At 61.3% G+C, this 25,812-nt stretch carries 25 protein-coding genes and 1 tRNA gene; 15 read left to right on the forward strand and 11 right to left on the reverse strand.

The window, feature by feature from the left end; genetic code table 11:
* The first annotated feature begins 15 nt into the window (after positions 1-15).
* From AB7813_RS28815 to AB7813_RS28830, 4 genes are read left to right on the forward strand one after another with little or no spacing between them, the layout of a single operon-like run.
* The gene (locus tag AB7813_RS28815) at positions 16-1,146 is read left to right on the forward strand and encodes an acyl-CoA dehydrogenase family protein (RefSeq protein ID WP_439063233.1); all 1,131 of its coding nucleotides are present in this window, start codon (positions 16-18) and stop codon (positions 1,144-1,146) included.
* Between the two features lie 41 nt (positions 1,147-1,187).
* A complete protein-coding gene (locus AB7813_RS28820) occupies positions 1,188-2,375 on the forward strand; it encodes an acetyl-CoA C-acyltransferase (protein WP_439063234.1) in 1,188 nt (395 codons plus the stop codon).
* A 37-nt stretch (positions 2,376-2,412) separates the two neighbouring features.
* Positions 2,413-3,420, forward strand: a complete 1,008-nt coding sequence (locus AB7813_RS28825) for an NAD(P)H-dependent flavin oxidoreductase (RefSeq protein ID WP_231081176.1) — start codon at positions 2,413-2,415, stop codon at positions 3,418-3,420.
* Positions 3,421-3,430: 10 nt separating this feature from the next.
* Positions 3,431-4,198: an enoyl-CoA hydratase gene (locus tag AB7813_RS28830; RefSeq protein ID WP_439063235.1), complete on the forward strand. Its 768-nt coding sequence runs from the start codon at positions 3,431-3,433 to the stop codon at positions 4,196-4,198.
* 140 nt (positions 4,199-4,338) lie between these two features.
* Here the strand turns inward: AB7813_RS28830 and AB7813_RS28835 are convergent.
* The 3 genes from AB7813_RS28835 to AB7813_RS28845 all read right to left on the reverse strand — a co-directional run bounded on the left by AB7813_RS28835 (position 4,339) and on the right by AB7813_RS28845 (position 6,565).
* Positions 4,339-4,413 (reverse strand) — tRNA-Val (locus AB7813_RS28835).
* A gap of 170 nt (positions 4,414-4,583) precedes the next feature.
* The gene (locus tag AB7813_RS28840) at positions 4,584-5,846 is read right to left on the reverse strand and encodes a hypothetical protein (RefSeq protein WP_439063236.1); all 1,263 of its coding nucleotides are present in this window, start codon (positions 5,844-5,846) and stop codon (positions 4,584-4,586) included.
* Positions 5,847-5,980: 134 nt separating this feature from the next.
* Positions 5,981-6,565 carry a DUF1134 domain-containing protein gene (locus AB7813_RS28845; protein WP_089267524.1) on the reverse strand — a complete coding sequence of 195 codons (585 nt, stop codon included), beginning with the start codon at positions 6,563-6,565 and terminating at the stop codon, positions 5,981-5,983.
* A gap of 113 nt (positions 6,566-6,678) precedes the next feature.
* Here AB7813_RS28845 and AB7813_RS28850 point away from each other — a divergent pair, with 113 nt between their 5' ends.
* Complete coding sequence (locus AB7813_RS28850) at positions 6,679-7,173, forward strand: YHS domain-containing (seleno)protein (RefSeq protein ID WP_176454721.1); 495 nt, start codon at positions 6,679-6,681, stop codon at positions 7,171-7,173.
* A gap of 7 nt (positions 7,174-7,180) precedes the next feature.
* Here AB7813_RS28850 and cysQ read toward each other — a convergent pair whose 3' ends face one another.
* A complete protein-coding gene (cysQ, locus tag AB7813_RS28855) occupies positions 7,181-8,017 on the reverse strand; it encodes a 3'(2'),5'-bisphosphate nucleotidase CysQ (protein ID WP_439063237.1) in 837 nt (278 codons plus the stop codon).
* 170 nt (positions 8,018-8,187) lie between these two features.
* On the opposite strand from cysQ, the gene chpT reads away from it, so the two are divergent.
* The 6 genes from chpT (at position 8,188) to AB7813_RS28885 (ending at position 14,833) form a co-directional block, all read left to right on the forward strand.
* Positions 8,188-8,835: a histidine phosphotransferase ChpT gene (gene chpT / locus AB7813_RS28860; protein WP_068737134.1), complete on the forward strand. Its 648-nt coding sequence runs from the start codon at positions 8,188-8,190 to the stop codon at positions 8,833-8,835.
* A gap of 200 nt (positions 8,836-9,035) precedes the next feature.
* Entirely contained in the window at positions 9,036-11,768 is a 2,733-nt protein-coding gene (locus AB7813_RS28865; RefSeq protein WP_439063238.1) for a hybrid sensor histidine kinase/response regulator, read from the forward strand.
* An 11-nt stretch (positions 11,769-11,779) separates the two neighbouring features.
* Complete coding sequence (locus AB7813_RS28870; RefSeq protein WP_093760982.1) at positions 11,780-12,274, forward strand: chemotaxis protein CheW; 495 nt, start codon at positions 11,780-11,782, stop codon at positions 12,272-12,274.
* Positions 12,275-12,319: 45 nt separating this feature from the next.
* Positions 12,320-12,685, forward strand: coding sequence for a response regulator (locus AB7813_RS28875; RefSeq protein WP_068737128.1), 366 nt, complete (start codon positions 12,320-12,322; stop codon positions 12,683-12,685).
* Positions 12,686-12,788: 103 nt separating this feature from the next.
* Positions 12,789-13,955, forward strand: coding sequence for a protein-glutamate methylesterase/protein-glutamine glutaminase (locus AB7813_RS28880; protein WP_093760980.1), 1,167 nt, complete (start codon positions 12,789-12,791; stop codon positions 13,953-13,955).
* A complete protein-coding gene (locus AB7813_RS28885; protein ID WP_439063240.1) occupies positions 13,952-14,833 on the forward strand; it encodes a CheR family methyltransferase in 882 nt (293 codons plus the stop codon). Before AB7813_RS28880 ends, AB7813_RS28885 begins: the two co-directional genes overlap by 4 nt.
* 6 nt (positions 14,834-14,839) lie before the next feature.
* Here the strand turns inward: AB7813_RS28885 and AB7813_RS28890 are convergent, their stop codons facing one another.
* The 4 genes from AB7813_RS28890 to ctrA all read right to left on the reverse strand — a co-directional run bounded on the left by AB7813_RS28890 (position 14,840) and on the right by ctrA (position 17,671).
* Complete coding sequence (locus tag AB7813_RS28890; RefSeq protein ID WP_439082824.1) at positions 14,840-15,997, reverse strand: glutathionylspermidine synthase family protein; 1,158 nt, start codon at positions 15,995-15,997, stop codon at positions 14,840-14,842.
* Positions 15,998-16,003: 6 nt separating this feature from the next.
* A complete protein-coding gene (locus AB7813_RS28895; RefSeq protein ID WP_439082823.1) occupies positions 16,004-16,402 on the reverse strand; it encodes a hypothetical protein in 399 nt (132 codons plus the stop codon).
* Entirely contained in the window at positions 16,399-16,809 is a 411-nt protein-coding gene (locus AB7813_RS28900; RefSeq protein WP_089267516.1) for a DUF350 domain-containing protein, read from the reverse strand. The genes AB7813_RS28895 and AB7813_RS28900 overlap by 4 nt, the downstream gene beginning before the upstream one ends.
* A gap of 160 nt (positions 16,810-16,969) precedes the next feature.
* Positions 16,970-17,671: a response regulator transcription factor CtrA gene (ctrA, locus tag AB7813_RS28905; protein ID WP_068737116.1), complete on the reverse strand. Its 702-nt coding sequence runs from the start codon at positions 17,669-17,671 to the stop codon at positions 16,970-16,972.
* Positions 17,672-18,043: 372 nt separating this feature from the next.
* Between ctrA and fliI the strand changes: the two genes are divergently transcribed.
* The 4 genes from fliI (at position 18,044) to AB7813_RS28925 (ending at position 21,527) form a co-directional block, all read left to right on the forward strand.
* Positions 18,044-19,369 (forward strand): flagellar protein export ATPase FliI, encoded by a 1,326-nt coding sequence (gene fliI / locus AB7813_RS28910; protein ID WP_089267515.1) that lies wholly within the window; start codon positions 18,044-18,046, stop codon positions 19,367-19,369.
* Between the two features lie 109 nt (positions 19,370-19,478).
* Entirely contained in the window at positions 19,479-19,898 is a 420-nt protein-coding gene (gene fliJ / locus AB7813_RS28915; RefSeq protein ID WP_068737112.1) for a flagellar export protein FliJ, read from the forward strand.
* Between the two features lie 199 nt (positions 19,899-20,097).
* Positions 20,098-20,646 carry a sigma-70 family RNA polymerase sigma factor gene (locus AB7813_RS28920; protein WP_089267514.1) on the forward strand — a complete coding sequence of 183 codons (549 nt, stop codon included), beginning with the start codon at positions 20,098-20,100 and terminating at the stop codon, positions 20,644-20,646.
* Complete coding sequence (locus AB7813_RS28925; RefSeq protein WP_231081175.1) at positions 20,646-21,527, forward strand: anti-sigma factor; 882 nt, start codon at positions 20,646-20,648, stop codon at positions 21,525-21,527. The genes AB7813_RS28920 and AB7813_RS28925 overlap by 1 nt, the downstream gene beginning before the upstream one ends.
* Before the next feature lie 145 nt (positions 21,528-21,672).
* Here AB7813_RS28925 and AB7813_RS28930 read toward each other — a convergent pair whose 3' ends face one another.
* The 3 genes from AB7813_RS28930 to flhA all read right to left on the reverse strand — a co-directional run bounded on the left by AB7813_RS28930 (position 21,673) and on the right by flhA (position 25,656).
* Positions 21,673-21,960: a GIY-YIG nuclease family protein gene (locus AB7813_RS28930; RefSeq protein ID WP_068737108.1), complete on the reverse strand. Its 288-nt coding sequence runs from the start codon at positions 21,958-21,960 to the stop codon at positions 21,673-21,675.
* A gap of 922 nt (positions 21,961-22,882) precedes the next feature.
* Positions 22,883-23,089: a hypothetical protein gene (locus AB7813_RS28935; protein ID WP_068737106.1), complete on the reverse strand. Its 207-nt coding sequence runs from the start codon at positions 23,087-23,089 to the stop codon at positions 22,883-22,885.
* A 329-nt stretch (positions 23,090-23,418) separates the two neighbouring features.
* Positions 23,419-25,656, reverse strand: a complete 2,238-nt coding sequence (gene flhA / locus AB7813_RS28940; RefSeq protein ID WP_089267512.1) for a flagellar biosynthesis protein FlhA — start codon at positions 25,654-25,656, stop codon at positions 23,419-23,421.
* Between the last annotated feature and the right edge of the window lie 156 nt (positions 25,657-25,812).

Raw genomic sequence — 25,812 nt, forward strand, 5'->3', positions numbered from 1 at the left:
CCAGGAGAGGCGCCCATGGACATCGAACTGACCGAAGACCAGGAATTGCTCCGCAACAGCATGCAACGTTTCCTGAAGGATGAATACGGCTTCGATGACCGAGCGAAGATCGTCGCGGGCGAAGATGGTTGGAGTCGCGCGGTGTGGGCAAAGTTCGCCGACCTCGGTCTTCTGGCGGCACCGTTCGCGGAGGAATATGGCGGCCTCGGGAACGGCCCGCTGACGACCATGATCGTTATGCAGGAGTTCGGCCGCAGCCTCGTCGTCGAGCCATATTTCGAGACGGTCGTGCTGGCGGGAGGGCTAATCGAGGCATTGGGGACCGACGACCAACGCGGGGAATTGCTCGCCGAGATCGCAGCGGGCGAGGCGACGTGGGCGTTGGCCTGGGCCGAACCGGGATCTCGATACAACCTCAACAAGGTATCGGTGTCTGCGGACCGAAGTGGTGATGACTACGTCCTGTCGGGAACGAAAGCCGCCGTGATCGGAGCCCCGTGGGCAGACCGATTGATCGTCTCCGCAAGGACGTCCGGCCGGGACGGCGATCGCGATGGCGTGTCCCTCTTCATCGTCGACAGTCGAGCGGCCGGTCTGCACATGCAAGGCTACCGGACGATCGACGGCAGGCGGGCCGCCGAGATCATGCTGAAGGATGTCCGAGTCCCGGCGAGCAACCTGCTCGGACGCGAAGGCCTGGGTGTTGCTGCACTCGAAAACTGCCGCGACCGGGCCATAGGCGGATTGTGTGCCGAGGCCATAGGCGCGATGACCGAATTGAACGGGGCGACACTCGACTACAGCAAGACCCGCAAGCAGTTCGGGGTGACGCTCGGATCATTTCAGGTGCTGCAGCACCGGATGGTCGATATGTTCATCGCACTGCAGGAAGCCGTCTCACTCATGCAGCATCTGACCCTGACGCTGGCGTCCAACGACGCCCATGTCACGAAGCTCGCCTCCGGTGCGAAGACAAAGGTCGGATATGCTGCGCGCTTCATCGGCGAACAGGCGATCCAGCTGCACGGTGGCATGGGCATGAGCGACGAGCTCAAGGTCGGTCACTATTTCAAGCGTATCGGCGCCATCGACATCCAGTTCGGCGACCCCGCTTTCCATCTGATGCGATTCGCCCGCGCCGCATGACGCGCGGTCACGCCCGTCCCATCCAGCCAAGGAAATAATAAATGACCGAAGCCGTAATCGTATCGACCGCCCGCACCCCGATCGGAAAGGCCTACAAGGGCGCGCTCAACAATACCGAAGGTGCGACCATGATGGGACACGCCATTTCGGCGGCGCTCACCCGCGCGAACATCATAGGCGGAGAGGTCGAGGACGTGGTGATGGGGTGCGCCATGCAGCAGGGCACGACGGGATCGAACATCGCCCGCAAGGCTCTGCTTCGCGCCGGTCTTCCTGTCACGGTCGCCGGCACCACCATCGACAGACAGTGTGCGTCGGGGCTTCAGGCGATCGCGCTTGCCGCCCGGTCGGTGATCTTCGACGGCGTAGAGGTCGCGGTCGGCGGAGGCGGTGAATCCATTAGCCTCGTCCAGAACGAACATATGAACCAGTGGCACGCGGTTGACCCAGAGCTGCTGGCGATCAAAGGCGACGCTTACATCGCAATGCTGGATACGGCCGAAAACGTCGCAAAACGCTACAACATCTCTCGGGACGCGCAGGACGAATACAGTCTCGAAAGTCAGCGCCGCACCGCAGCCGCGCAGCAGGCCGGCCGCTTCAATGACGAACTGGCGCCGATCAAGACGACGATGGTCGTGACTAACAAGGAGACCGGCGCCATCTCCTACAACGAGATCACGCTCTCGGCGGACGAGGGCCCGCGTCCTGACACGACCGCCGAGGGACTGGCCAAAGTCAAGCCGGCGAAAGGGCCGGGCTACTCCATCACTGGCGGCAACGCGAGCCAGCTATCGGACGGTGCCAGCGCCACCGTTATCATGAGCGACAAGCTCGCCGCCCAAAAGGGCCTAAAGCCGCTTGGCATCTTCCGCGGCTTTGTGTCGGCGGGCTGCGAGCCCGACGAGATGGGAATCGGCCCGATCTTCGCAGTGCCTCGCCTTCTCAAGCGCCATGGTCTCACGATCGACGACATCGACCTTTGGGAATTGAACGAGGCATTCGCGGTCCAGGTTATCTACTGCCGCGACAAGCTCGGCATTGATCCCGAGAAGCTCAACGTCAACGGCGGCTCCATCGCGGTCGGTCACCCCTATGGCATGACCGGCGCGCGACTGACGGGGCATGCGTTGATCGAGGGGCGTCGTCGCAAGGCGAAGTACGCGGTGGTCACGATGTGCGTCGGTGGCGGGATGGGCGCAGCGGGTTTGCTCGAAATCGTTCACTGATAATAAGAAACCTAAACAGCGAGAGTCGGAGACGATCATGAGAACTGCGATCACAGACCTGTTCGGGATCGAACATCCCATCATTCAGGGCGGCATGCACTATGTAGGCTTTGCCGAACTCGCCGCGGCCGTCTCGAATGCCGGTGGCCTGGGCATCATCACCGGATTGACGCAGAGAACGCCCGAGAACCTCGCGAAGGAAATCGCGCGCTGTCACGACATGACCGACAAACCGTTCGGCGTGAACCTGACATTTCTTCCGACGTTCGACGCGCCGCCCTATCCAGAATACATCGCCGCCATTAAGGAAGGCGGCATCAAGGCGGTGGAGACCGCAGGTCGAAGCCCTGAGCAATATATGCCAGCCCTGAAAGAGGCGGGGATCAAGGTCATCCACAAGTGCACTTCCGTTCGCCATTCGTTGAAGGCGGAGAAGATCGGTTGCGATGCCGTCAGCGTCGACGGCTTCGAATGCGGCGGCCATCCCGGCGAAGACGACATGCCAAACATGATTCTGCTGCCGCGCGCTGCCGAAGAGCTGAAGATCCCGTTCGTTGCATCGGGAGGGATGGCCGACGCGCGTAGTCTGGTTGCGGTGCTCGCGATGGGCGCTGCGGGCATGAACATGGGCACCCGGTTCGTGGCGACCAAAGAGGCGCCCGTTCATCAGAACGTCAAGGATGCGATTGTGAAGGCGTCAGAACTCGACACCCGTCTGGTGATGCGCTCGCTCAGGAATACCGAGCGCGTTCTCAATAACGCCGGAGTCGAGCGGCTGCTCGCAACCGAACGAGCTAAGGGTGACTCATTGGTCATCGGCGACATCATCAATGAAGTGGCGGGCGTGTATCCGAAAGTCATGGTCGACGGTGACATGGACGCCGGCGCCTGGAGCTGCGGCATGGTTGCGGGCCTCATCAACGACATCCCGACCGTCAAGGAACTGATCGATCGCATCATGGCGGACGCCGAAAGCATCATCCGCCAGCGCTTGACCGGTTTTCTCGACGCCTCTGCCCGCGAACCCCTGCGCGCCGCAAGCTGAGGACGATGGCATGACGGATCATTTGAAGACGGATGTCGTCGATGGCGTGATGACGCTCACGATCTCGCGTCCCGAAAAGAAGAACGCGCTGACTGGCGCGATGTACGACGCGATGTCGGAAGGCCTCGAACGCGCCGAAAGGGATCCTGCCGTCAAGGTCGTTCTGTTTCAGGGCGACGGCGACAGCTTCACCTCCGGCAACGACTTGGCGGACTTTGCCGCCCCGTCCACGGCAAACGAAACCACTGACAGTCCCGCGTTTCGCTTTATCGGCAATTTAGCAAGGGCGACCAAGCCGCTCGTCGCGGCCGTCCAGGGAAACGCCGTTGGTGTCGGAACCACGATGCTCCTGCATTGCGATCTGGTCTACCTGGCGGAGAATGCGCGCCTGATCACGCCTTTCGTCAACCTGGCGCTGGTGCCCGAAGCCGCGTCGAGTTGGTTGCTCCCTTCGCGGATCGGGCACGTGAGGGCGTATGCCATGTTCGCGTTGGGAGAGCCGATGGATGCGGTAACCGCACTTCAATGCGGACTTGCCAATGCCGTTGTCCCTATCGGCGATGTTCGTGCGAGGGCGGCGACCGCCGCCCTGACTTTGACGCAGCGTCCGACAGGCGCACTTCGCCATACAAAGCTTTTGATGCGGGAGCAGCAGGAAATGGTTGAAAGGATCGCTGAAGAGAGCGCTCTTTTCAAAGAGCGGCTTCAGAGCGCGGAAGCTCGCGAGGCCTTCTCTGCCTTTGCAGAGAAGCGAAAGCCCGATTTCACGAAAGTCTAACTTGGCGGCTAGAGAGCTGCGCCGGCCAATCCATGACGATGATCAAGCGCCGAAACGAGTGTGCCCCTGCTGTGCCCCAGCTTTTCCGGGGCACACTTCGAGGGAATAAGGCCGCTAAGTACTTGAATATACTGGAATAATGGTGGGCGCACAAGGGATCGAACCTTGGACCTCTCCCGTGTGAAGGGAACGCTCTCCCGCTGAGCTATGCGCCCGGGATGCCGTACAGACCAAAAGGCCGGGCGGTAATGGCCCGGCGGGGACTGACGTCAGTGGCGCGATTTAGGGAATAGGGGGCGGGGGTGTCAAGCGAACCCTGCCGCAAGTCAGCACAATAAGTCTCCCCATCCGGCCATGCGGGCGATCCGGGTTCCTGGCCCGCGATTTAGCCCGGCTGCGGAGCGCGGGAGGCGTGGGACTGCAGCGCCCGGATCCGGTCGGCGAGGGTGCTGTTGGGGGCGAAACCGGCGTCATTAGCCGGGCGCGGCTGGGCCGCGGGCGCTGGTTCGGCAGCCAAAATTGCCTCGATGGGCGAATTCGGCCCTTCCAGTGTCATGGCCATCTTGGCCACTTCGGCGGCGATGTCGTTGATGCGCTCGCGCAGCAGCGCGTTTTCCATGCGCTCGGTGGCCCATGCGCTCTCGGCCTGCTGATGGACGCCGTTGAGGTCGCGCTGCAGCTTGGCGCGCTCCTCGCGGGCGGCGGCGAGCTCGGTCTCCACGGCGGCCTTCTCGGCGCGCAGCTTCTCGAGAACAGGCGATCCCTTGGCGCCGTTCATGGCGGCGAGCTCGACGCGCAGGTCGCGCGCGATCTGTTCGGCGGCTTCATTGGCTTGGCGCAACTGGCTGTTCTCGAAATCGCGCTCGGCGAGGATCTTGGTCTGGGTCGAGAGCTGGCTCTCGAGATCAGTGACGCGGGCGCCGAGCTGTTCGGCTTCGCGCACCTGGATGGTGAGCTGCTGATCGAGATCAGTCACGCGCTGGCTGAGATTCTCGACGCGCGCGCGCGCCTCAGTGAGTTCGCGTGTTGCGGTGTCGGATTCGCCGCGCTGCAGCTCCAGCCGGTGCTGCGTATTGGCGAATTCCTTTTCGGCATCGCCGACACGGCCCTTCAATTCCTCGACCTGCGCACGCACGGCGATGAGCTCGACCTGGCGGGTGTCGGCCACCATGGAGCGGTCCGAGAGGTCGTGGTTCAGCCTGGCGAGTTCGGCCTGCTTGTTGCTCAATGCCTGTTCGGCGGCGCGCAACGCTTCCGTCTTGCTGGTGAAGTCGGCCTCGGTGAGGCCGAGCTTTTCCTTCACGGCGGCTTCACGGGCTTCCAGCGCGAAGATCGTGGCGTTCTTCTCGCCGAGCTCAAGCTTCATGCGGTTGATGGCGTCGGACTTCTTGCCGAGTTCGGCGAGCTGGCTGGTGGTCTTGTTCTTGAGCTGGTCGACGCTCATTTCCAGCCGGCGTGCTGCCATCGCGAATTCTGCGCGCAGCTGGTCCTTGTCAGCCTGGATTTCTGCCATCGACAGCGGCGTCGCGGCTTCGAGCCGGCGGGTGGTGAGGCGGACGGCGCGGTTATGCACCAGCGGCATGATCATCAGGCCGCAGAGCATCGAGATCAGAAAACCGATCGCCAGATACATGATCGGTTCAACCATGACGAATGCTCCCACGCTCTCAAAATGCAGCGGTTACCATGCCATGGCACCGCCGGCAAAGACAGCGTAACGCCTCGTTAACCTTTATTCAGCCGTTCAGAAGCGCTTGATCGCAGGACCGCGCGATCGAGGGCTTAGAACGGGTTCCAGGTCGCGCTGGGGGTATATTTGAGATAGCCGATATTGGCGCCGAGCCGCAGGCCGAGACCCGAACGGATCGGCACCAGGACGACGTTGTTGGCAGTCAGTGCCGTCATGCCGAAGCCGCCGATGATGTAGGCGGAGCCGTCGATACCGGCGAAGCGCTGATAGATCGCCTGGGTGGCCGGCAGGTTATAGACCAGCGTCATGGTGCGGGCGCCGTCGCCGCCCCAGTCGAAGCCGACCGAGGGACCCTGCCAGTAGACGCGCAGATCGCCGGCATTCTTCGTATAGAGCGTACCTTCGCCGTAACGCAGGCCCGCCACGATCGCGCCGCTGCCTTCCTCGCCCAGAATATAACCGTTCGGCAGCCCCCACTGGCTGACAGCCTTCTCGATCACCGAGGCGAGGCCGCGCGAGACATTGCCGAAAAACCGGTGTCCGGCCGTCATGAGTTCTTCGGACCGGTAGGTGTCCGGTGCGGCCTGGCCGCGCGGTGGTTGCTGCGCAGAAGCCGGCGAGAAGGCGAGCGTGAACGTGGCTAGCGCGACCGCTGCCAGGCGTGATGCGAAGGTCATGAAAAGAACCCCTGGTATTTCAAATTTGCGACCGCGGCTTTAACCGGATGCTGAGAAGCACGGTTTAACTCTGCAGTCATTGTCCCCGACTCCCTATACTATCGGTATCAACTATGACGGCACAACGGCGGGAATTGTCAGGCTGGAGCCGTGGAATTGCCTTGATTCTGCTGCTGGCGGCCGCTCTCGTCCCGGCGGGCGCGCAGGCTGCGACCAGCGAGCGCGTGGTCACTGACCGATATACGGGTCTCGCAATCAGCGGTTTCGATCCGGTGGCCTATTTCACCGAAGGCCGCCCGACGCTGGGGCAGCCGGACTTCGAAATGTCGGAGGAGGGCACGGTCTGGCGCTTCCGCAATGAGGGCAACCGCGCCTCTTTCGCCGCGCATCCGGACATCTACGGTCCGCAATTCGGTGGCTATGATCCCGTCGATGTCGCCCGCGGGGTCGCCTTCGCCGGCAATCCGCGTTTGTGGCTCATTACGGGCGAACGCCTTTACCTGTTCGGCCGGGAGGAAACCCGCGACGCCTTTGCTGCGGCACCGGCCAAATATCTGCCCGGCGCGCGCAAGCGCTGGCCGGGCGTGCAGGATATCCTGGCGAAATAATGCGGGTTCAGCCGCGCGCGCTCGCGGTGCTGTCACCCCAGGCGATGAATTCCGGCACGATGAAGTCTTCCCGGTTACCGCCGAAGCGAACCGCCTTGCCAAAGGTGTCGGTCACCTTGCCGCCTGCAGCCACCACCACGGCATGGCCGGCGGCCACATCCCACTCACAAGTCGGCGCCAGCCGTGGATAGATGTCGGCCTGGCCCTCGGCCACGCGACAGAATTTCAGCGCCGAGCCGAACTCCTGTCTGACAGCACCGGGGCGGCTGGCGATGAAAGCTTCGGTTCGCTGGTCGCCATGGGAGCGGCTGACCGCTGCGGTCCATGCCGCGCCCGGAGCAGGCGCAGCGCGGGTCTGGATCGGTGTGACCTTGCGGATGGACAGGTCTGGTGCGAGTTCGACACGCTCGGCGCCGCGTCCAACCAGCCCGCGCCAGATCAGCCCGAGGGCAGGGGCACCGACAATACCCAGCAGCGGAGTGCCATCGACGATCAATGCAATATTGACGGTGAACTCCTGACGGCCGGCGACGAATTCCTTGGTGCCGTCGAGCGGGTCGATCAGGAACAGTGTGCCGGCATAGGGGGGTGTGGCGAGGTGGAGGCGCTCTTCGGACAGCGACGGGATGCCCGGAAACAGCCGCGCCAGTCCTTCGCCGATGACATGGTCGGCCGCGAGATCGGCTTCGGTCACAGGCGAGCCGTCGGCCTTGCCATCCACGGTCATGACATTGCGGTTGACCTTGAGGATGGCGGCGCCGGCCTGTGCGGCGAGCTCGGTCAGCGGCTCCATCAGGGTGGCAGCCCGCGCGGCATCCATGCGAGGTCGCGAATCATCCGTCATCGACTAGCCTTCATCCCCTGCATGTCATCCCCGTTCATTTCTACACGCGCCTGTTGCACCGGTGGACTGTGCCAGCCTTGTTGTGGTCGCGCCACCATCTGCGGTGTATCTAACCGTAAAGCAAATGCTTGATTCGCCGTTCATTCTGTGTGGCCCCAGGAGCGCATTTCATGTCCGACACTCCCACGCCAGGTCCGGCCCCCGATGCCCTTGAACTCGCGGCATTGCTCTGCTCGCGGGTCTGCCACGACCTGATCAGCCCCGTGGGCGCCATCGTTAACGGGCTCGAAGTGCTCGATGACAATCCCAAGCCGGAAGACAAGGAATTCGCGCTCGATCTGATCCGGAAGAGCGCCAAGACCGCATCGGCCCGCTTGCAGTTCTGCCGGCTCGCCTTCGGAGCCGCCGGCTCGGCGGGCGCGCAGATCGATCTCGGCGACGCGCAGACCATGTCGCGCGGTCATCTTGAAGACGCCAAGACCAAGATCGAATGGAATCTGCCGCGGCTTCTGCTGCCGAAGAACAAGGTCAAGCTGCTGCTCAACATGCTGGTAATCGCGCAGCAGACGATTCCGCGCGGCGGCGTGCTCAAGATCGATGGCATCGGCGAAGGTGAGCCGCAGGGTTTCAAGATCACGGCCGCAGGCCTCAACGCGCGCCTGCCGCAGGCCATCGTCGATATGCTGGCCTCGGAACAAGTTGGCAGCATCGATGCCCATGCCGTGCAGCCTTACTACACGCGGCTCCTGGCGCAGGCTTGCGGCCTCAAGGTGACCTTAGTGCCCGAAGGCGACGCCATCGTCGTCACCGCGATCTGATCGCAAACTCATTCAACTCTTAATGAACTCTTTACGAGTCCGCCGTTTGGCGGGCTCGTACGTGTGCGAGCATATAGCTAAATGTCGCATTCATTGTTTTTGGGAATGCTCAACTAATATTAAACGCTTTGCGGGGAAAGTAGCCAGACTTCGAAAGGCGTAGCGAAAGTCGCGAGCCTGGAGTGTGAAGGCCTATTTTCATGGATGATCTTCTCCGCGAGTTTTTGACGGAAACCAACGAGAGCCTGGATACGGTTGACAATCAGCTGGTCCGCTTCGAACAGGACCCGAATAACGCGAAAATTCTCGATAATATTTTTCGCCTGGTTCACACCATCAAGGGCACGTGCGGATTTCTCGGACTGCCCCGTCTCGAAGCCCTGGCCCACGCCGCCGAGACATTGATGGGCAAATTCCGCGATGGGATGCCGGTTACCGGAGAGGCGGTTACGCTCATCCTGACCACGATCGATCGCATCAAGGAAATTCTCAGTCAGCTCGAAGCCACGGAAGTGGAGCCGGAAGGCGTCGACGAAGATCTGATTGGCGAACTGCATCACATGGTCGAAAAAGGCATGGAATCGATGACTGAGTCCGCACCTCCGATCGCACCGGAAGCGCCTGTCGCGGCCGAGTCGGCCCCGTTGGTCGTTCCGACCTTGGAGCGTGAATTGCGCCCAGGCGAAGTCTCGCTCGAAGAGCTTGAGCGCGCCTTCCAGGAAACCGCCATCGAAGTGGCACCGCCCGTAGCAGCTGCTGCGCCAGCGCCTGCAGCGCCTGTCGCGCCGCCGACTCCGGTTGCTGAAAAGCCCGCCGCGCCGAAGGCTGCTACTCCGAAGCCTGCCGCCAAGAAGACCGCTGTCGAGGTCGACCAGCCAGAAGCCGACAAGGTCGCGAACCAGTCAATCCGCGTGAATGTCGACACGCTCGAACATCTGATGACCATGGTCTCGGAGCTGGTGCTGACCCGCAACCAGCTGCTGGAAATCAGCCGTCGTCATGAAGACACCGAATTCAAGGTGCCGCTGCAGCGCCTGTCCACCGTGACCGCCGAACTGCAGGACGGTGTCATGAAGACGCGCATGCAGCCGATCGGCAATGCCTGGCAGAAGCTGCCGCGTATCGTGCGCGATCTGGCCGGCGAACTCGGCAAGCAGATCGAACTCGAGATGCACGGCGCCGATACCGAACTCGATCGCCAGGTGCTCGATCTTATCAAGGATCCGCTCACCCACATGGTGCGCAACTCGGCGGATCACGGCCTCGAAACGCCGGCTGAGCGCGCTGCCGAAGGCAAGCCGGAGCAGGGCACCATCCGTCTGTCCGCCTATCACGAGGGCGGCCACATCCTGATCTGCATCGCCGACAACGGCCGCGGTCTCAACACCGAGCGGATCAAGGCGAAGGCGATCTCGAACGGTCTGGCCACCGAAGCCGATATCGAGAAGATGTCGGAAGCCCAGATTCACAAGTTCATCTTCGCACCGGGCTTCTCCACTGCGGCTGCCGTCACCAGCGTCTCCGGCCGCGGCGTCGGCATGGACGTGGTGCGCACCAATATCGATCAGATCGGCGGCACCATCGACATCAAGTCGGTCGCCGGCGAGGGCTCCAGCGTCACCATCAAGATCCCGCTCACGCTGGCCATCGTGTCCGCGCTGATCGTCGAAGCCGGTGGTGATCGCTTCGCGATCCCGCAGCTCGCGGTCGTCGAACTGGTGCGTGCGCGCGCCAACTCCGAACATCGCATCGAGCGCATCAAGGACACCCCGGTGCTGCGCCTGCGCAACAAGTTGCTGCCGCTGATGCATCTGAAGAAGCTGCTGCAGATCGATGACGGCTCGTCGGCCGATCCGGAGAACGGCTTCATCGTCGTGACCCAGGTGGGCAACCAGACCTTCGGCATCGTCGTCGATGGCGTCTTCCACACCGAAGAAATCGTCGTCAAGCCGATGTCCACCAAGCTCCGTCACATTGGCATGTTCTCCGGCAACACCATCCTGGGCGATGGCGCGGTGATCATGATTGTCGATCCGAACGGCATCGCGCAGGAGCTTGGTGCTCTGGCATCCAACGCTCACGAGATTGCCGACGAGAACGCCGCAATGCGCGCGATGAATGCAGAACAGCTGACGTCGCTGCTGGTGTTCCGCGCCGGCTCCGCACAGCCCAAGGCAGTGCCGCTCGGTCTCGTCACGCGCCTCGAAGAAGTGGGCGTTGACAAGGTCGAGCTGTCGAACGGCCGCTACATGGTCCAGTACCGCGATCAGCTGATGCCGCTGGTGCAGATGGAAGGCGTGACCGTCCGTACGTCGGGCACCCAGCCAATCCTCGTCTTCGCAGACGACGGTCGCTCGATGGGTCTCGTCGTCGACGAAATCGTCGATATCGTCGAAGAGCGCCTGCATATCGAAGTGGCCAGCGGTCGCGAGGGGATCTTGGGCTCCGCTGTCATCAAGGGTCTCGCGACCGAAGTGATCGACGTCGGTCACTTCCTGCCGATGGCTTTTGCCGATTGGTTCTCGCGTAAGGAAATGCGTGTCTCGGCAACCGCTCAATCGGTGCTGCTGGTCGACGACTCCGCGTTCTTCCGCAACATGCTCTCGCCCGTGCTCAAGGCTGCCGGCTACAAGGTACGCGTCGCCACCAACGCCCAGGAAGGTTTGTCATTCCTGCGCTCGGGTCAGGAGGTCGACGTAATCCTCACCGACATCGAAATGCCGGATATGAACGGCTTCGAATTCGCCGAGACCATCCGTGCGGATCAGAAACTCAGCCACACGCCGATCATTGCTCTCTCGGCGATGATCTCCCCGGCTGCCATCGAGCGCGGTCGCCTCGCAGGTTTCCATGACTACGTCGCCAAGTTCGATCGCCCCGGCCTGATTGCGGCGCTCAAAGAACAGACCACTGAAGTTCGCCAGGCTGCGTGAGGGAAATCGCAATGACCACCACCACTACGACCACCACCACCACCAAGGCTCCGAGCGCTGACGGCGCGATCACCGAATACGTGACCACCATGATCGGTGGACAGCTGTTCGGCATGCCGATCTCGCGCGTGCAGGACGTGTTCATGCCCGAGCGTCTGACCCGCGTGCCGCTGTCCTCCAGCGACGTCGCCGGCGTGCTCAATTTGCGCGGTCGAATTGTGACCGCGATCGACATGCGTTCGCGCCTTGGCCTGCCGAAGAACGATGACGGCAAGCCGCCGATGGCTGTGGGCGTCGATCTCCGCGGTGAATCTTATGGCCTGCTGATCGATTCGATCGGTGAAGTCCTGAAGCTCGCCGATGAGAGCCGTGAGGTGAATCCGGTCAATCTGGATCCGCGCATGGCCAAGATGGCCGATGGCGTCCATCGTCTCGATGGGCAACTGATGGTCGTACTCGACGTTGATCGCATCCTTGAAATCTCGCCTGACAAGCTGGCCGCCTAAGACCAGCACTTGGACAATTTTGTCCGCGGTGAAAATGAGGCTCACATGAAGACATGTCTGGTTGTCGATGACTCCAGTGTCATCCGTAAGGTCGCCCGTCGGATTCTCGAAGGTCTCGATTTCGAGATTACCGAAGCTGAAGACGGCGAGAAAGCGCTCGAAATCTGCAAGCAGAATCTGCCGGACGCTGTTCTGCTTGATTGGAACATGCCGGTGATGGATGGCTACGAGTTCCTCCGTAACCTGCGCCGCATGCCTGGCGGTGACGTTCCAAAGGTCGTGTTCTGCACGACCGAAAACGATGTGGCCCACATCGCGCGCGCTCTGCATGCCGGCGCGAACGAATACATCATGAAACCGTTCGACAAGGAAATCGTGTCGGCGAAGTTTCAGGAAGTCGGCCTGATCTAAGTTATACGCCGGAATTGCGTATTCCACTTCCGGCGCCCGCCTTTTTGTTTGTGCATTTGTTTTGTCAGTGCATTTGTCGCGTTGTGTTGCGTCCGGTGAGTTCATGAGTGTTGATGTGATAAGTCCTCCTGTTGTCGATTCGCGGTATGAGCCACTGCGGGTCATGGTGGTGGACGACTCCGTCGTCATTCGCGGCCTGATCTCGCGCTGGATCGAGGCCGAGCCTGACATGGCCGTCGCGGCGTCGCTTCGTACTGGTCTCGATGCCGTCAACCAGATCGAGCGCATCAATCCCGACGTTGCGATTCTCGATATTGAAATGCCGGAGCTCGATGGCATTTCGGCGCTGCCGCAGCTGCTGGCGAAGAAGCGGAATCTCATTATCATCATGGCGTCGACGCTGACCCGCCGCAACGCGGAGATCAGCTTCAAGGCGATGTCGCTCGGCGCCGCCGACTACATTCCGAAACCGGAGAGCACCCGGGAGATTTCCGCAGCCGACATCTTCAAGCACGACCTGTTGCAGAAGATCCGTCATCTTGGCGCGAAGGTTCGCCGCCTGAAGTCGGCGACGACGCCGTCGATCGTGCCGGCTCCCGCGGCGCGTGAGGCCGCACCGTCTTTCAAGTCCGTGACATCAGTCGCCGCGCAGGCGCAGCTCGTGAAGCGTCCTTTCAGCGCCACGATGCCACGCGCGCTGCTGATCGGTTCGTCCACTGGCGGGCCGCAGGCCCTGATGACGCTGGTTGCCGAAATCGGCGCCGTGATCGACAAGGTGCCTGTGCTTATCACGCAGCATATGCCGCCGACCTTTACGACCATTCTCGCCGAACATCTTGCGCGCGCCAGCAAGCGTCCGGCTCGCGAAGGTGTCGATGGTGAGATCGTCAAGGCCGGTCAGATCTACCTCGCGCCGGGCGGCAAGCATATGCGCGCCGTCAAGCAGGGTGCCAACATCGCCATCGCGCTCGATGACGGTCCGCCGGTGAATTTCTGCAAACCTGCTGTCGATCCGCTGTTCACGTCTGCCATCGACGTCTGGCACGGCGCCATTCTCGCCGTCGTGTTGACAGGCATGGGTTCGGACGGCATGCGCGGCGGCAAGGATATCGTCGCGGCTGGCGGCAATGTCATCGCGCAGGACGAAGCATCGAGCGTGGTGTGGGGTATGCCCGGCGCTGCCGCCAATGCGGGCATCTGCTCGGCTATCCTGCCGCTCAATCAAATCGGTTCGAAAGTGGTTCGTCTTTTCTCGGGAGATCGGTCATGACACCGGCAGACTATGATTTCCTGCGCAAGTTCCTGAAGGAGCGCTCGGGTCTCGATCTGTCTGCTGACAAGCAGTATCTGGTCGAAAGCCGGCTGATGCCGCTCGCACGCAAGGCCAACCTGTCGGGCATTGAAGAGCTGGTCCAGAAGATCAAGAACGGCTCCTCCACGGTTGCGTCCGACGTGGTCGAGGCGATGACCACCAACGAAACCTTCTTCTTCCGCGACAAGCTTCCATTCGACCATCTGCGCGACGTCGTGCTGCCGGAGATGATCCAGGCACGTGCCGCCCGCAAGAGCCTGCGGATCTGGTGTGCGGCTGCGTCCACCGGTCAGGAGCCGTATTCGATCGCGATGACCATCAAGGAAATGAGCGCCCAGCTCGCCGGATGGCGGATCGAGATCATCGGCACAGATATCTCGCAGCAGGTGCTCGAGAAGTCGAAGTCGGGCATCTACACCCAGTTCGAAGTGCAGCGCGGATTGCCGATCCAGCTGCTGGTCAAATACTTCAAGCAGACCGGCGAGATGTGGCAGATCAATCCGGAGATCCGGTCGATGATCCAGTATAAGCCGCTCAATCTGCTGCAGGACTTCTCCAGCATGGGCAAGTTCGACATCATCTTCTGCCGCAATGTGCTGATCTATTTCGATCAGGACATGAAGACGCAGATCTTTGGCCGCCTTGCCAAGTGCACGGAGCCCGATGGCTTCCTGGCGCTGGGCGCCGCAGAGACCGTTGTCGGTCTGACCGATGCGTTCAAGCCGCATGCCGACAAGCGTGGCCTGTACCGTCCGAACGTCGTCCGTGCTGCACCGTCGATCGTGCCGAGCATGACACCTGTGGGTCTCAAGGCCGCTGCTTCGCCGGCGCGCTGAGCGCCGTCATAGGATCGCGTGCGGAATAAAGCGTGACATGTTGCCGGTGATCGGATTCTCATCCTCGCGGATCGAGAGCCCGCATGGCACCTCATCGACCAGCCAGCTGCCCAGCACCGGATACTGATCCGCAAAGTTCGGCAGCGGCATCAGCATCTGCCGGATGAAGCCTTCTTCGCCATAGGGACCGGGCTGCGCATCGATGGCGCTGCCGCCGCTCACCAGCGTGACATTGGCGCCTTCGCGCGAATAGAGCGGCTTGCGCACATAGGATGTGCCGAGCTCAGCCGCTGCGGCATCGTCGTCGAAATAGGCCGGCAGCAGGTTCGGGTGGTTCGGAAACATCGCCCATAGCAGCGGCAGGATGCCCTTGTTGGACAGAATGGCTTTCCACGGTGGCTCGATCCAGCGCGTCGATGCGCCTTTCAGACGGCCGCCGAATGCCTCGCGGAACATCCACTCCCACGGATAAAGCTTGAACATCAGGTCGATCGGCTGGTCCTTGAGATCGACGAAGTGCCCGCTGTCGGCATAGCCGATGTCCTTGATGTCGATCAGCGCCGGTGTGAGGCCGCCTTGCTGCGCGACATCGGCGAGGTACTGCACTGTGCCGCGGTCCTCGGCATTGTCCATGGCGGCTGCGAGATGAATGGCTTTGTCGGTGCCGATCTTGCGCCAGGCCTCGATGAGCCGCTCATGCAGCGAGTTGTATTGATCGGCCCGCTTCGGGATGATCTGGCGCTCGATCGCCTGTTCGAGCCAGGTCCATTGAAACACCGCGGCCTCGAACAGTGAGGTTGGCGTGTCCGCATTGTATTCGAGCAGCTTTGCAGGGCCTTTGCCGTCGAACTGGAAATCGAAACGGCCGTAGAGGCTGGGATCGCTCCGTTGCCAGCTTGCGGCGATAAAGGTCCAGTAGGCCTGCGGAATCTTCAGCAGCCGCAGATAGCGCTCATCCTTGACCGCACGGCTCACCAGCTCGCGGCACATCGCGTTGAGTTCGGCGGTCGGGGCTTCGATCTGACGCTCGATCTCATCGAGCGTGAAAGCGTAGTAGGCGCGCTCGTCCCAATAGCGGTCACCGGCCTCGGTATGAAATACGAAGCCCGTCGCGGCTGCGGTGGCCTGCCAATCGTCGCGCTCGGAACATGCGATGCGTTGCATGAGAAACTAGCCGCCGCCGGAGAAATGCGAGGCGAAGGAGCCGAAGCCACCATGGGTGACGTGGCTGCTGCTGGATGACGAGCTGTCATATCCGCCGCTGGATGATGATCCGGTGCTGGCGAAGTTGCTGCGTCCCGAAGAACTGCTGCTGCCCCCTGAATAGCCATGGCCGCCGGAGGATGACGATGAACTGCGCTGCTGACACTCCTGCTGCTGGCCGGCGATGGCCGCGCGGTTCGGGTCGCAATGTTCGCTCGGCATCAGCGCATAAGCGCCGCCGCCCAAGGCCATGGTGCCCATGAGCAAGAGCGCCACGTGGTTGGAGCGTTTGCGCGACGGGGTTTCCTCAGGCATCGGCTGCACTGGTCGGCGCTTGCCGAAGTTCTTTGCGGGCCCGCTTGTCATGGCGAATACACCATGGAGGCAGCATTCAGCACGCCGGCGGCAAGGGAGGCGAGGCCGAGCCAGAGGGCCGGGGCCATCTCGCCATTGGCGATGCGATCCGACAATTGCGGCACCGGAATGCGGAGAATGAAATAGACGGCGATCTGCACGATCAGCGCGATGATCGCCCAGATCAGACAATCGATGACATTGGCGGAGTGGACAATCGCGCTAGCCACCGGCAGCACGAAGCCGAGCAGGCTGAGCCCGAGTGCGATCGCAGCTGGCGCGCAATCCTTGCGGATCAGTGCGAACTCGTCATGTGCGGTTACGCGCAGATAGACGAACAGGTAGAGCATCACGGCGACAATGCCGGTGCAGAAATAGACCAGAAAGGCCGGCAGCCCGACCAGAGATTGCAGAACCATTCCGCCCCCGAAATGTGCGCCAAACATGATTGCTTGGTATTCGCCTATGGCATTCGTCGCTGTAAGCAAAGGGTGGGTTCATCCACGCAAACAAAAACCCCGCCTTTCGGCGGGGTTTCGTGAGAACTTTCGGGGAGTGACGCTTATGCCGGCTTGAAACTCAAGCCGGGATGCGGATCTCTTCTTCGTGCGGCTCGCGGAGCACATAGCCACGGCCCCAGACGGTTTCGATGAAGTTGCGGCCTTCGGAAGCATTCGCCAGCTTCTTGCGCAGCTTGCAGATGAAAACGTCGATGATCTTCAGTTCGGGCTCGTCCATACCGCCATAGAGGTGGTTGAGGAACATTTCCTTGGTGAGGGTGGTGCCCTTGCGGAGCGAGAGCAGCTCCAGCATCTGGTATTCCTTGCCCGTCAGATGGACGCGCTGACCGCCGACTTCCACCGTCTTGGTATCGAGATTGACCACCAAGTCGCCGGTCTGGATGACCGACTGGGCGTGGCCCTTGGAGCGGCGCACGATCGCATGAATGCGGGCAACCAGCTCGTCCTTGTGGAAGGGCTTGGTCATGTAGTCGTCGGCGCCGACGCCGAGACCCTTGACCTTGTCCTCGATGCCGGCGAGGCCCGAGAGAATGAGGATCGGGGTCTTGATCTTGGACACCCGCAGCTGCTTGAGCACATCGTAACCGGACATGTCCGGCAGATTGAGATCGAGCAGGATAATATCGTAGTCGTAGAGCTTGCCGAGATCGACGCCCTCTTCTCCGAGATCCGTCGTATAGACGTTGAAACTCTCGGATTTGAGCATCAGCTCAATCGACTGCGCAACGGCGCTATCATCTTCAATTAGCAAAACGCGCATGCCAGTCCCCTTTAGTCGCCGCTCCGGGCGTCAGGTCGGCCGCCATACTTGCGGCACCAAAAAACGCCTACGAACAACTGATTCGGATCCTGACTGGATATGGTTAACAAAACCTGATTCTTCAGCGCAAGCTCTAATCGTGCAATTTTTGTCGAATCGCCATAAGATGTTGCAGCAAAGACTCTTTTTGTACCCGTACCCGCTCAAGCTCCACATTAAGAGCCGGACCTAACCGACTCCATCGACTCGCCCCTTCATTCTGATGGCGCGAATGCTCTCAGTCATCCAAGACAGTGACGTAATGATTAACGATGCGGGTAAACACGGGGTTAAGGCCGAGCCGGCAATGAAGCGAAACTTAAGGGTTTTGCAATGAAAGCCCTTGCGGAACAGATTACTGACCTCGATGGCGTCAATATTTACGGCCGGGTGGTCGGTGTTCGCGGGTTAATGGTTGAGGTGGCCGGGCCGATCCACGCGATGTCGGTCGGTGCCCGCATTACCATCGAGACCGGCACCAGCCGTTCCATCCCTGCCGAGGTGATTGGTTTCAGTGGCGACAACGCCGTGGTGATGCCCTTTGCCGGACTGGAAGGCGTACGTCGCGGCTGCCGGGCGGTGATCGCCAATGCCGCCAGCCAGGTGCGGCCCTCGATTGCCTGGCTCGGCCGCGTCGTGAACGCGATGGGCGAGCCGATCGACGGCAAGGGGCCGTTGCTGCAGGGTCCGGCACCGATGCCGTATCGCGCGTCTCCGCCGCCGGCGCATTCTCGCAAACGCGTCGGCGCGCCGCTCGATCTCGGGGTGCGCTCGCTCAATACCTTCCTGACCTGTTGCCGCGGCCAGCGCATGGGCATCTTTGCGGGCTCCGGCGTCGGCAAGTCGGTCTTGCTGTCCATGCTGGCACGCAATGTCGATGCCGACGTGTCGGTCATCGGCCTGATCGGCGAACGTGGCCGTGAAGTGCAGGAGTTCTTGCAGGAGGACTTGGGCGAAGAAGGTCTCGCACGCGCCGTCGTAGTCGTGGCGACTTCGGACGAGCCTGCACTGATGCGGCGCCAGGCGGCCTATCTGACGCTGTCGATCTCGGAGTTCTTCCGCGATGAGGGCAAGGACGTCATGTGCATGATGGACTCGGTCACGCGTTTCGCCATGGCGCAGCGCGAGATCGGCCTGTCCGTCGGCGAGCCGCCGACCGCAAAAGGCTATACGCCGACGGTGTTCACCGAACTGCCGAAACTGCTGGAGCGGGCAGGGCCGGGCACCGATGAAGGCTCGATCACCGGTATCTTCACGGTGCTGGTCGACGGCGACGATCACAACGAACCCGTTGCGGACGCCGTGCGCGGCATTCTCGATGGCCATATCGTGATGCAACGCGGTATCGCCGAGCGCGGCCGCTATCCTGCTATCAATATTCTGAAGTCGGTGTCGCGAACCATGCCGCGGTCCTGCGATCCAGCCTATTTACCGACGATCACGCGGGCGCGGCAGATCATGGCGACCTATTCGGATATGGAAGAGCTGATCCGGCTCGGTGCCTATCGCGCCGGTTCCAGTCCGGAAGTGGACGAGGCGATCCGGCTCCATGAGCCGCTTGAGGCATTCCTGCGGCAACGGAAGGACGAAGTCTGCGGACTGGCCCAAGGCTATCAGCAACTGCAACAAATCGTTGGTGGTTTGGAAACGGAACGCTAACTTTGTCAGGCCATCATGACCCTCAGAGAAGAATTTCGGCCGGTCAGCCCCTTGCGGTTGTCCGGTTGTGTCCCGCGTTGAGACTGGGACTTCTGGGGAGTATGAGTCGATGAAGTCACGTGACACCCTGATCCGCCTGAAGAAGTTCCAGGTCGATGAGAAGCGCCGCCGGGTCAATCAGATCGAAGGCATGATCGCGGATTTCCAGCGCATGTCGGTCGATCTCGAGCGCGAGATCCAGACCGAACAGGATCGCGCCGGTATTCAGGATCCCACTCACTTTGCCTATCCCACCTATGCGAAGGCTGCGATTCAACGTCGCGAGAACCTGACACGTTCGGCCGATGAGCTGCGCGTGCAGCTCGAAGACGCGAAGGCATTGCTGAGTGAAGCTTTCGAAGAACTCAAGAAGGTCGAACTGCTCGACGAGCGCGACCAGGCCCGTGCACGCGACGAAGAGAACGCACGCGAACAGGCCGACCTCGACAGCATTGGCCTGATGCGTGCCCGCATCGGCGCAGTGGCCTGATCCGCAGAAGCGGCGAGCCAACGAGCCTCAAAGATTGAAGTCATCAAGCCCGGGCCGCGAGGTCCGGGTTTGCTGTTTGTGGTCTATCCACAGCATAAACAGCGACATGGCCCGCTTGCTATAATCTATGTTACGACAGGGAATACCGCCGGGCGGCACCTCCGTAAGGCGAAAGGTATATTGAGGTTGGGGAGACGTAATGCTGACGCCGGCTGAACTGGTCTGGCTTCTTGCCGCAGTTGCCAAAGGGGATGAAGCCGCCTTCGAGCGACTCTATGCAGCGACGCGCGCGAAACTCTTTGGCGTCGTGATCCGTATCTTGCGCAGACAGGATCTCGCCGAGGAAGTCATCCAGGAGGCCTATGTCAAGATCTGGAACAGCGCCGGGCAATTCAATCCCGGTGTTGCCTCGCCGATCACGTGGATGGCGTCGATCGCTCGTAACCGGGCTATTGATGTCGTTCGCAAGAGAAGCGAAACGTCTATCGAGGAAGAGCCGGCTGCAATGGAAGTGGCAGCCGATACACCTGACCCGCTCGCGCGACAGGAAATGACCGAAGAATTGAAGCGCTTGTTGGAGTGCGTGGGCCGGCTTGAGCCGGACCGGCAGAAACTGGTGCTGCTTGCTTACTACAATGGTTGGAGCCGCGAACAACTCGCGACGAAGTTCGAAGCGCCGGTCAATACAGTAAAGACGTGGCTGCGCCGCAGTATGATGGACATCCGGGAGTGTCTGGGACTGACATGATGGCCTATAGCGAAGACCATATCGCGCTTGCCGCGGAATATGCGCTTGGCACGCTCAGTGCCGAAGAGCGCGTGCAGGTCGAGACCATGATGTCCGTTGACAAGGATTTTGCCGCTGTGGTCGAGGCGTGGGAGCGCAAGCTCGGCGTTTTGAATCAGATGGTCGGCCTTGTCGAGCCGCGTCCTGAAGTCTGGGAGAAAATCCGCGTTGCGATCGGTCTGGCCGGTACGCAAGAAGCGATCGTGCATCCGGAAGCGCCGCAGCCGGTCGCTGCAGCGGCGGTCGTTGCTGAGCAGCCTGCGATCGATCGCTCGACGCTCGATCGTTCGAACGTGATTGATTTCTCGGTCCAGGCAAAACGCTGGCGCGGTGTGGCCACCGGCATGACCGCGATTGCCGCCATGCTTGTTGCGCTGATTGCCGTACAGGCCTATCGCCCCGAATTGCTGCCGGCGGGTTTACGCCCGAAGGCAGCGCAACAGGTGGTGCAGGCGCCAGCGCCGGTCGCGCCGCCCGCAGCAGCTCAGTCGCAATACGTCGCCTTGCTGCAGACCGACGCTGCGTCACCCGCATTCATCCTCACTGTCGATGCGGCGACCAAAAACTTTACAGTGCGCAAGGTTGGCGCCGAGCCGCAGGCCGGCAAAAGCTACGAGCTCTGGATTGTGTCCGACAAGCTGCAACGCCCGCGTTCGCTCGGCGTGATCGGCAGCAACGACTTCACATCGCGCGCTGCACTCGCTGCCTATGATCCCGATGTCGTCAATCAGGCCACCTATGCCGTGACCGTGGAGCCGGAAGGCGGTTCGCCGACCGGTGCAGCCACGGGCCCGATCGTTTTCACCGGCAAGCTGATCGAAACGGTGCCGCCGGCACGGTGATCGTTAGGCTCTCTCGTCATCCGGCATTGGTCCCACAGTCGTCATTCCGGGGCGCATGAAAGCGGCGCAGTCGCTGTAATGCAAACCTCTCAATTGTCATTCCGGGACGCGCTCTTGCGCGGGCCCGGAATCCATAAACTCCACGTCAGCCGGAAAGCACCGGGTACAAATCCATCCAGTTTGGATTTTGCTCTTCGATCAATCGGATCTTCCAGTCGCGGCGCCATTTCTTGAGTTCTTTCTCACGCGCAATGGCCGACAGGACGTCATCGTAGACCTCAAACCAAACGAGCTTGTCGACGTCATAACGTCGCGTGAAGCCGTCAACCACCTTGCTACGATGCTCGTAGACTCGCCGTATAAGGTCGTTCGTCACGCCAATGTATAGCGTGCCGTATTTTCGGCTGGCCAGCAGATAGACGTAATACGTCATTGCGATCACCGTGATTATCGGTGTTGGACTTCGGTGAGGAAAGTGTAGTTCGCGCAAAGCTAGGTGCAACGCGATTTTGAGCTCACTGGCTGTCATTCCGGGACGCGCCCGACAGGCGTAGCCGGCTGGGGGTAGGTCCGGAATCCATACGCGCGATCGTGGTTATGGATTCCGGGCTCGCGCAAGAGCGCGCCCCGGAATGACAATCGATAGAATAGGGCTTAAACATTTTTTCCTATTGTTCTTGACAATATCCCCAACAGGATTATCCTCCGCTCATCTGGTTCGCGAGGGGCGCTTCATGAGGCGTCTTGAAGTGGAACAGGGATGCGGCGCCTGCGGGTGTGGGGTGACGTACCCCGCGCACTCGGGAGGCCTTGGGTCACCGTCCGGCCCCACTACGGGGGTCTGCCACTCATGCTGGCTGGACGTGGCATTGGTGAACGGCGGGAAACCGTCGGGATCAGCGGAGTGCGGAGCTCTGCGCCTTTGCCCGGAAGAACGGTCCCGGGGACAGAAATCGCCGCGGTGGCGCGCCGTGAGGCGTTGCGCGGTTGCAGCTTGCCGGCGTTCCGGTGGAGCGGATCGCGATAAAACCACCCTTTGCGCCTCACGGCGCGCTGCCACCCCTCATATTTTCGAGGGGCACTGCTCATACCTCGGACGCGCAAGCGCCGCGAGACTGCGAGAGTTTGGCTGTTTGAAATTTGAATCTGTGATGGCGCGCTGGCGCGCAGAGTATCCCTCCCACTGCGCAGCTGCGCTGCTTGAGGGAGGGAGAAGCAAGAAAGCACCCCACAAAAGAAAAACGCCCGTGGGGAGCGGGCGTTTTCCATTCAGAAGTCCACTCGGGGGGAAGTGGAGCTTCTATGTATTCACCTGACGACCTTGGGGGACATCGCCACGCGAATTCCTGAATTCCTTAGCGGACCATGCTGGCGTTCGAAGTGGTGACAGCAACCGGCTGGCCTGCTTTGATCACACGAGCGCTGGCGGTCTGGCTGTAGCCTTCGTCAGCATTCATGCGGGCCGAGATTCCGAAGCCTGCCACGAAGATACCGGCGACCAGAGCAACGATCACCACCTTGAGGTGGGTCATGCGATCCGCGCTGTAAATCGAGTGGTTCATTGGAAACGCTCCCTGCCGTCTTACTCTGCCTACGACCGTTTGTGTCGTGTCCGCGTCGGCAGGTTCAACTCATCACGCATAGGAAACGTGGTGTTGGGTCGTTCCGTTCCAAATAGTCGATCACAAGGCAGTGATAAGACGTGATCCGGCGCGATTGAAGCACCCGGCTTGGCCCTGAAATTCATAAATTATTATTTATTATCAGAGCGTTGAGAGTAATTCGTGCCGTCGCCCCGAAATGGCCTCGGGATGCGACATTCTGGCAAATCTCTTGTCTGTGACGAATTTACATCGGTTTCGGGCAAGGTTGCTAGCCTCTTGCCGCCGAATCAGACGCTTCCGACGGTCTTCAGGCGCGCACGGGGGTGGATTTCCGCCTGGGACAGCACGGTGGTTTGTGCGCGGAACCGTTCCACCAGCGAGCGCACGAACGGCCGGATCGAGGCCGAGGTGACCAGCACCGGCGCTTCGCCTTCGCGCGCGGCCTGTTCGAAACGATCGCGCACGGTGGTCATGAACTCCGACAGCTTCGACGGCTGCATCGCGAGACTGCGTTCTTCGCCGGTGCCGATGATCGATTCCGCGAAGGCCTGCTCCCACTGCGCCGACAGTGCGATGAGCGGCAGGTAGCCGTTGTAGGACGTGTTCTGCGCGCAGATCTGTCGCGCGAGGCGCGCACGCACATGCTCGACGATGGTCGATGGGTTGCGCGAGAAGGCGAGGGCGTCGGCAATGCCTTCGAGGATGGTCGAGAGATCGCGCACCGAAATACGTTCGGTGAGCAGCAATTGCAGCACGCGCTGGATGCCCGACACGGTGATGAGCGACGGGACGATATCCTTGACCAGTTCGCCTTGTTCTTTCGGCAGGTCCTTCAGCAGCTTCTGCACTTCGCCGTAGGACAAGAGATCCGACATATTGCCTTTCAGTAGCTCTGTCAGATGCGTCGACAAGACCGTGGCGGCATCGACCACGGTGTAGCCCTTGAGCGAGGCTTCTTCCTTCAGGCCGGCATCGACCCAGGTCGCGGGCAGGCCGAAGGTCGGCTCTGTGGTGTGAATGCCTGGTACGTTGACCTGGTTGCCGCCGGGATCCATGACCATGAACTGGTTCGGCCAGATGCGGCCGGTGCCGGCGTCCACTTCCTTGATCTTGATGATGTAGGTATTGGCTTCGAGCTGCACGTTGTCCAGGATTCTGACCGACGGCATCACGAAACCCATTTCGACGGCGAGCGACTTGCGCAGCGCCTTGATCTGTTCGGTCAGGCGATCGGTGCCGTCCGGGCCATTGACCAGCGGCAGCAGCGCGTAGCCCAGCTCGATCTTGAGATCGTCGATCTTCAGCGATGCGGAGATCGGCTCGTCCGCGGCGGCGGCTTGTGCGGCGGCGGCGGCCGCCGGTGCTGCGGCCTGATGCGCGACTTCGGCACGCGCAACCTTGTTGCGCTTGTTGGCGGTGACGGCGAGATAGGCTGCGCCGCCGCCGAGCGCGAGGAACGGCAGCATCGGAATGCCCGGCAGCAGCGCCAGCGTCAGCATGACGCCGGCCGACATGCCCAGCGCCTGCGGATAGCCGGAGAATTGCTTGATCAGCGTCTTGTCGGCGGCGCCGGTAATGCCCGCCTTCGAGACGAGCAGGCCTGCGGCGGTCGAGACAATCAGCGCCGGAACCTGGGTGACCAAGCCGTCGCCGACGGTCAGCAGTGTATAGGTGCGGCCGGCTTCCGAGAACGACAGGCCCTGCTGCGCGACACCGATGATGATCCCGCCGATGACGTTGATGGCGGTGATGAGCAGGCCGGCAATGGCATCGCCGCGGACGAACTTGGAAGCACCGTCCATGGCGCCGAAGAAGCCACTTTCGTCTTCGAGATCCTTGCGGCGCGCCTTGGCGGTGGCCTCGTCGATCAGGCCAGCCGACAGATCGGCGTCGATCGCCATCTGCTTGCCGGGCATCGAGTCCAGCTGGAAGCGTGCCGCGACTTCGGCGATACGGCCCGAACCCTTGGTGATGACGATGAAGTTCACGATCACGAGGATCGCGAACACGACGATGCCGATGACGAAATTGCCACCCATCACGAAATTGCCGAACGCCTCGATGACGTGGCCTGCCGCGGCGGTGCCTTCGTGGCCATGCGACAGGATCAGGCGGGTCGACGCCAGGTTCAGCGACAGCCGCAACATGGTCGAGATCAGCAGCACGGTGGGGAACGACGAGAATTCCAGCGGCGTCTGGGTGAACAGAGCCGTCATCAGGATCAACACCGACATGGTGATGGAGATCGCGAGGAACAGATCCATCACGATGGCTGGCAGCGGCATGATCAGGACGACAAGGATGATCAGAACGCCGAATGCGAGGCCGATATCGCCGCGCAAGACGTTCGTCCTGATGCTGGCGAAGTCGAAACCGCCGCTCTTGGGTGCTCCGAGGCCCTGACCCGCGATCAAATCCGTCATCGATGCCGCTTCCCCGCGCGAATGTCGTTCGCGACTGCCGAACGTCTGCGCAGCGGCCGAAGGGCCGCCGATCCGCAAGTGAGGCACCGCACTGGCATCCACGGGCATTCCCCCGGTCAGCTGACGAGACGCGACTCCACTCGGCAATTTTTGCCGTGTGTTGGTTAGCAAAGGGTTAACGAGGCGTTACTGAGCGGCTTTGCCACAAGCCCGGAGCCAGTTTTGGCCGAAACGGTCTGTTGCACTGTTTCTGCATGC

Source organism: Tardiphaga sp. 20_F10_N6_6 (genome assembly GCF_052076045.1).
Classification (GTDB): Bacteria; Pseudomonadota; Alphaproteobacteria; order Rhizobiales; family Xanthobacteraceae; genus Tardiphaga; species Tardiphaga robiniae.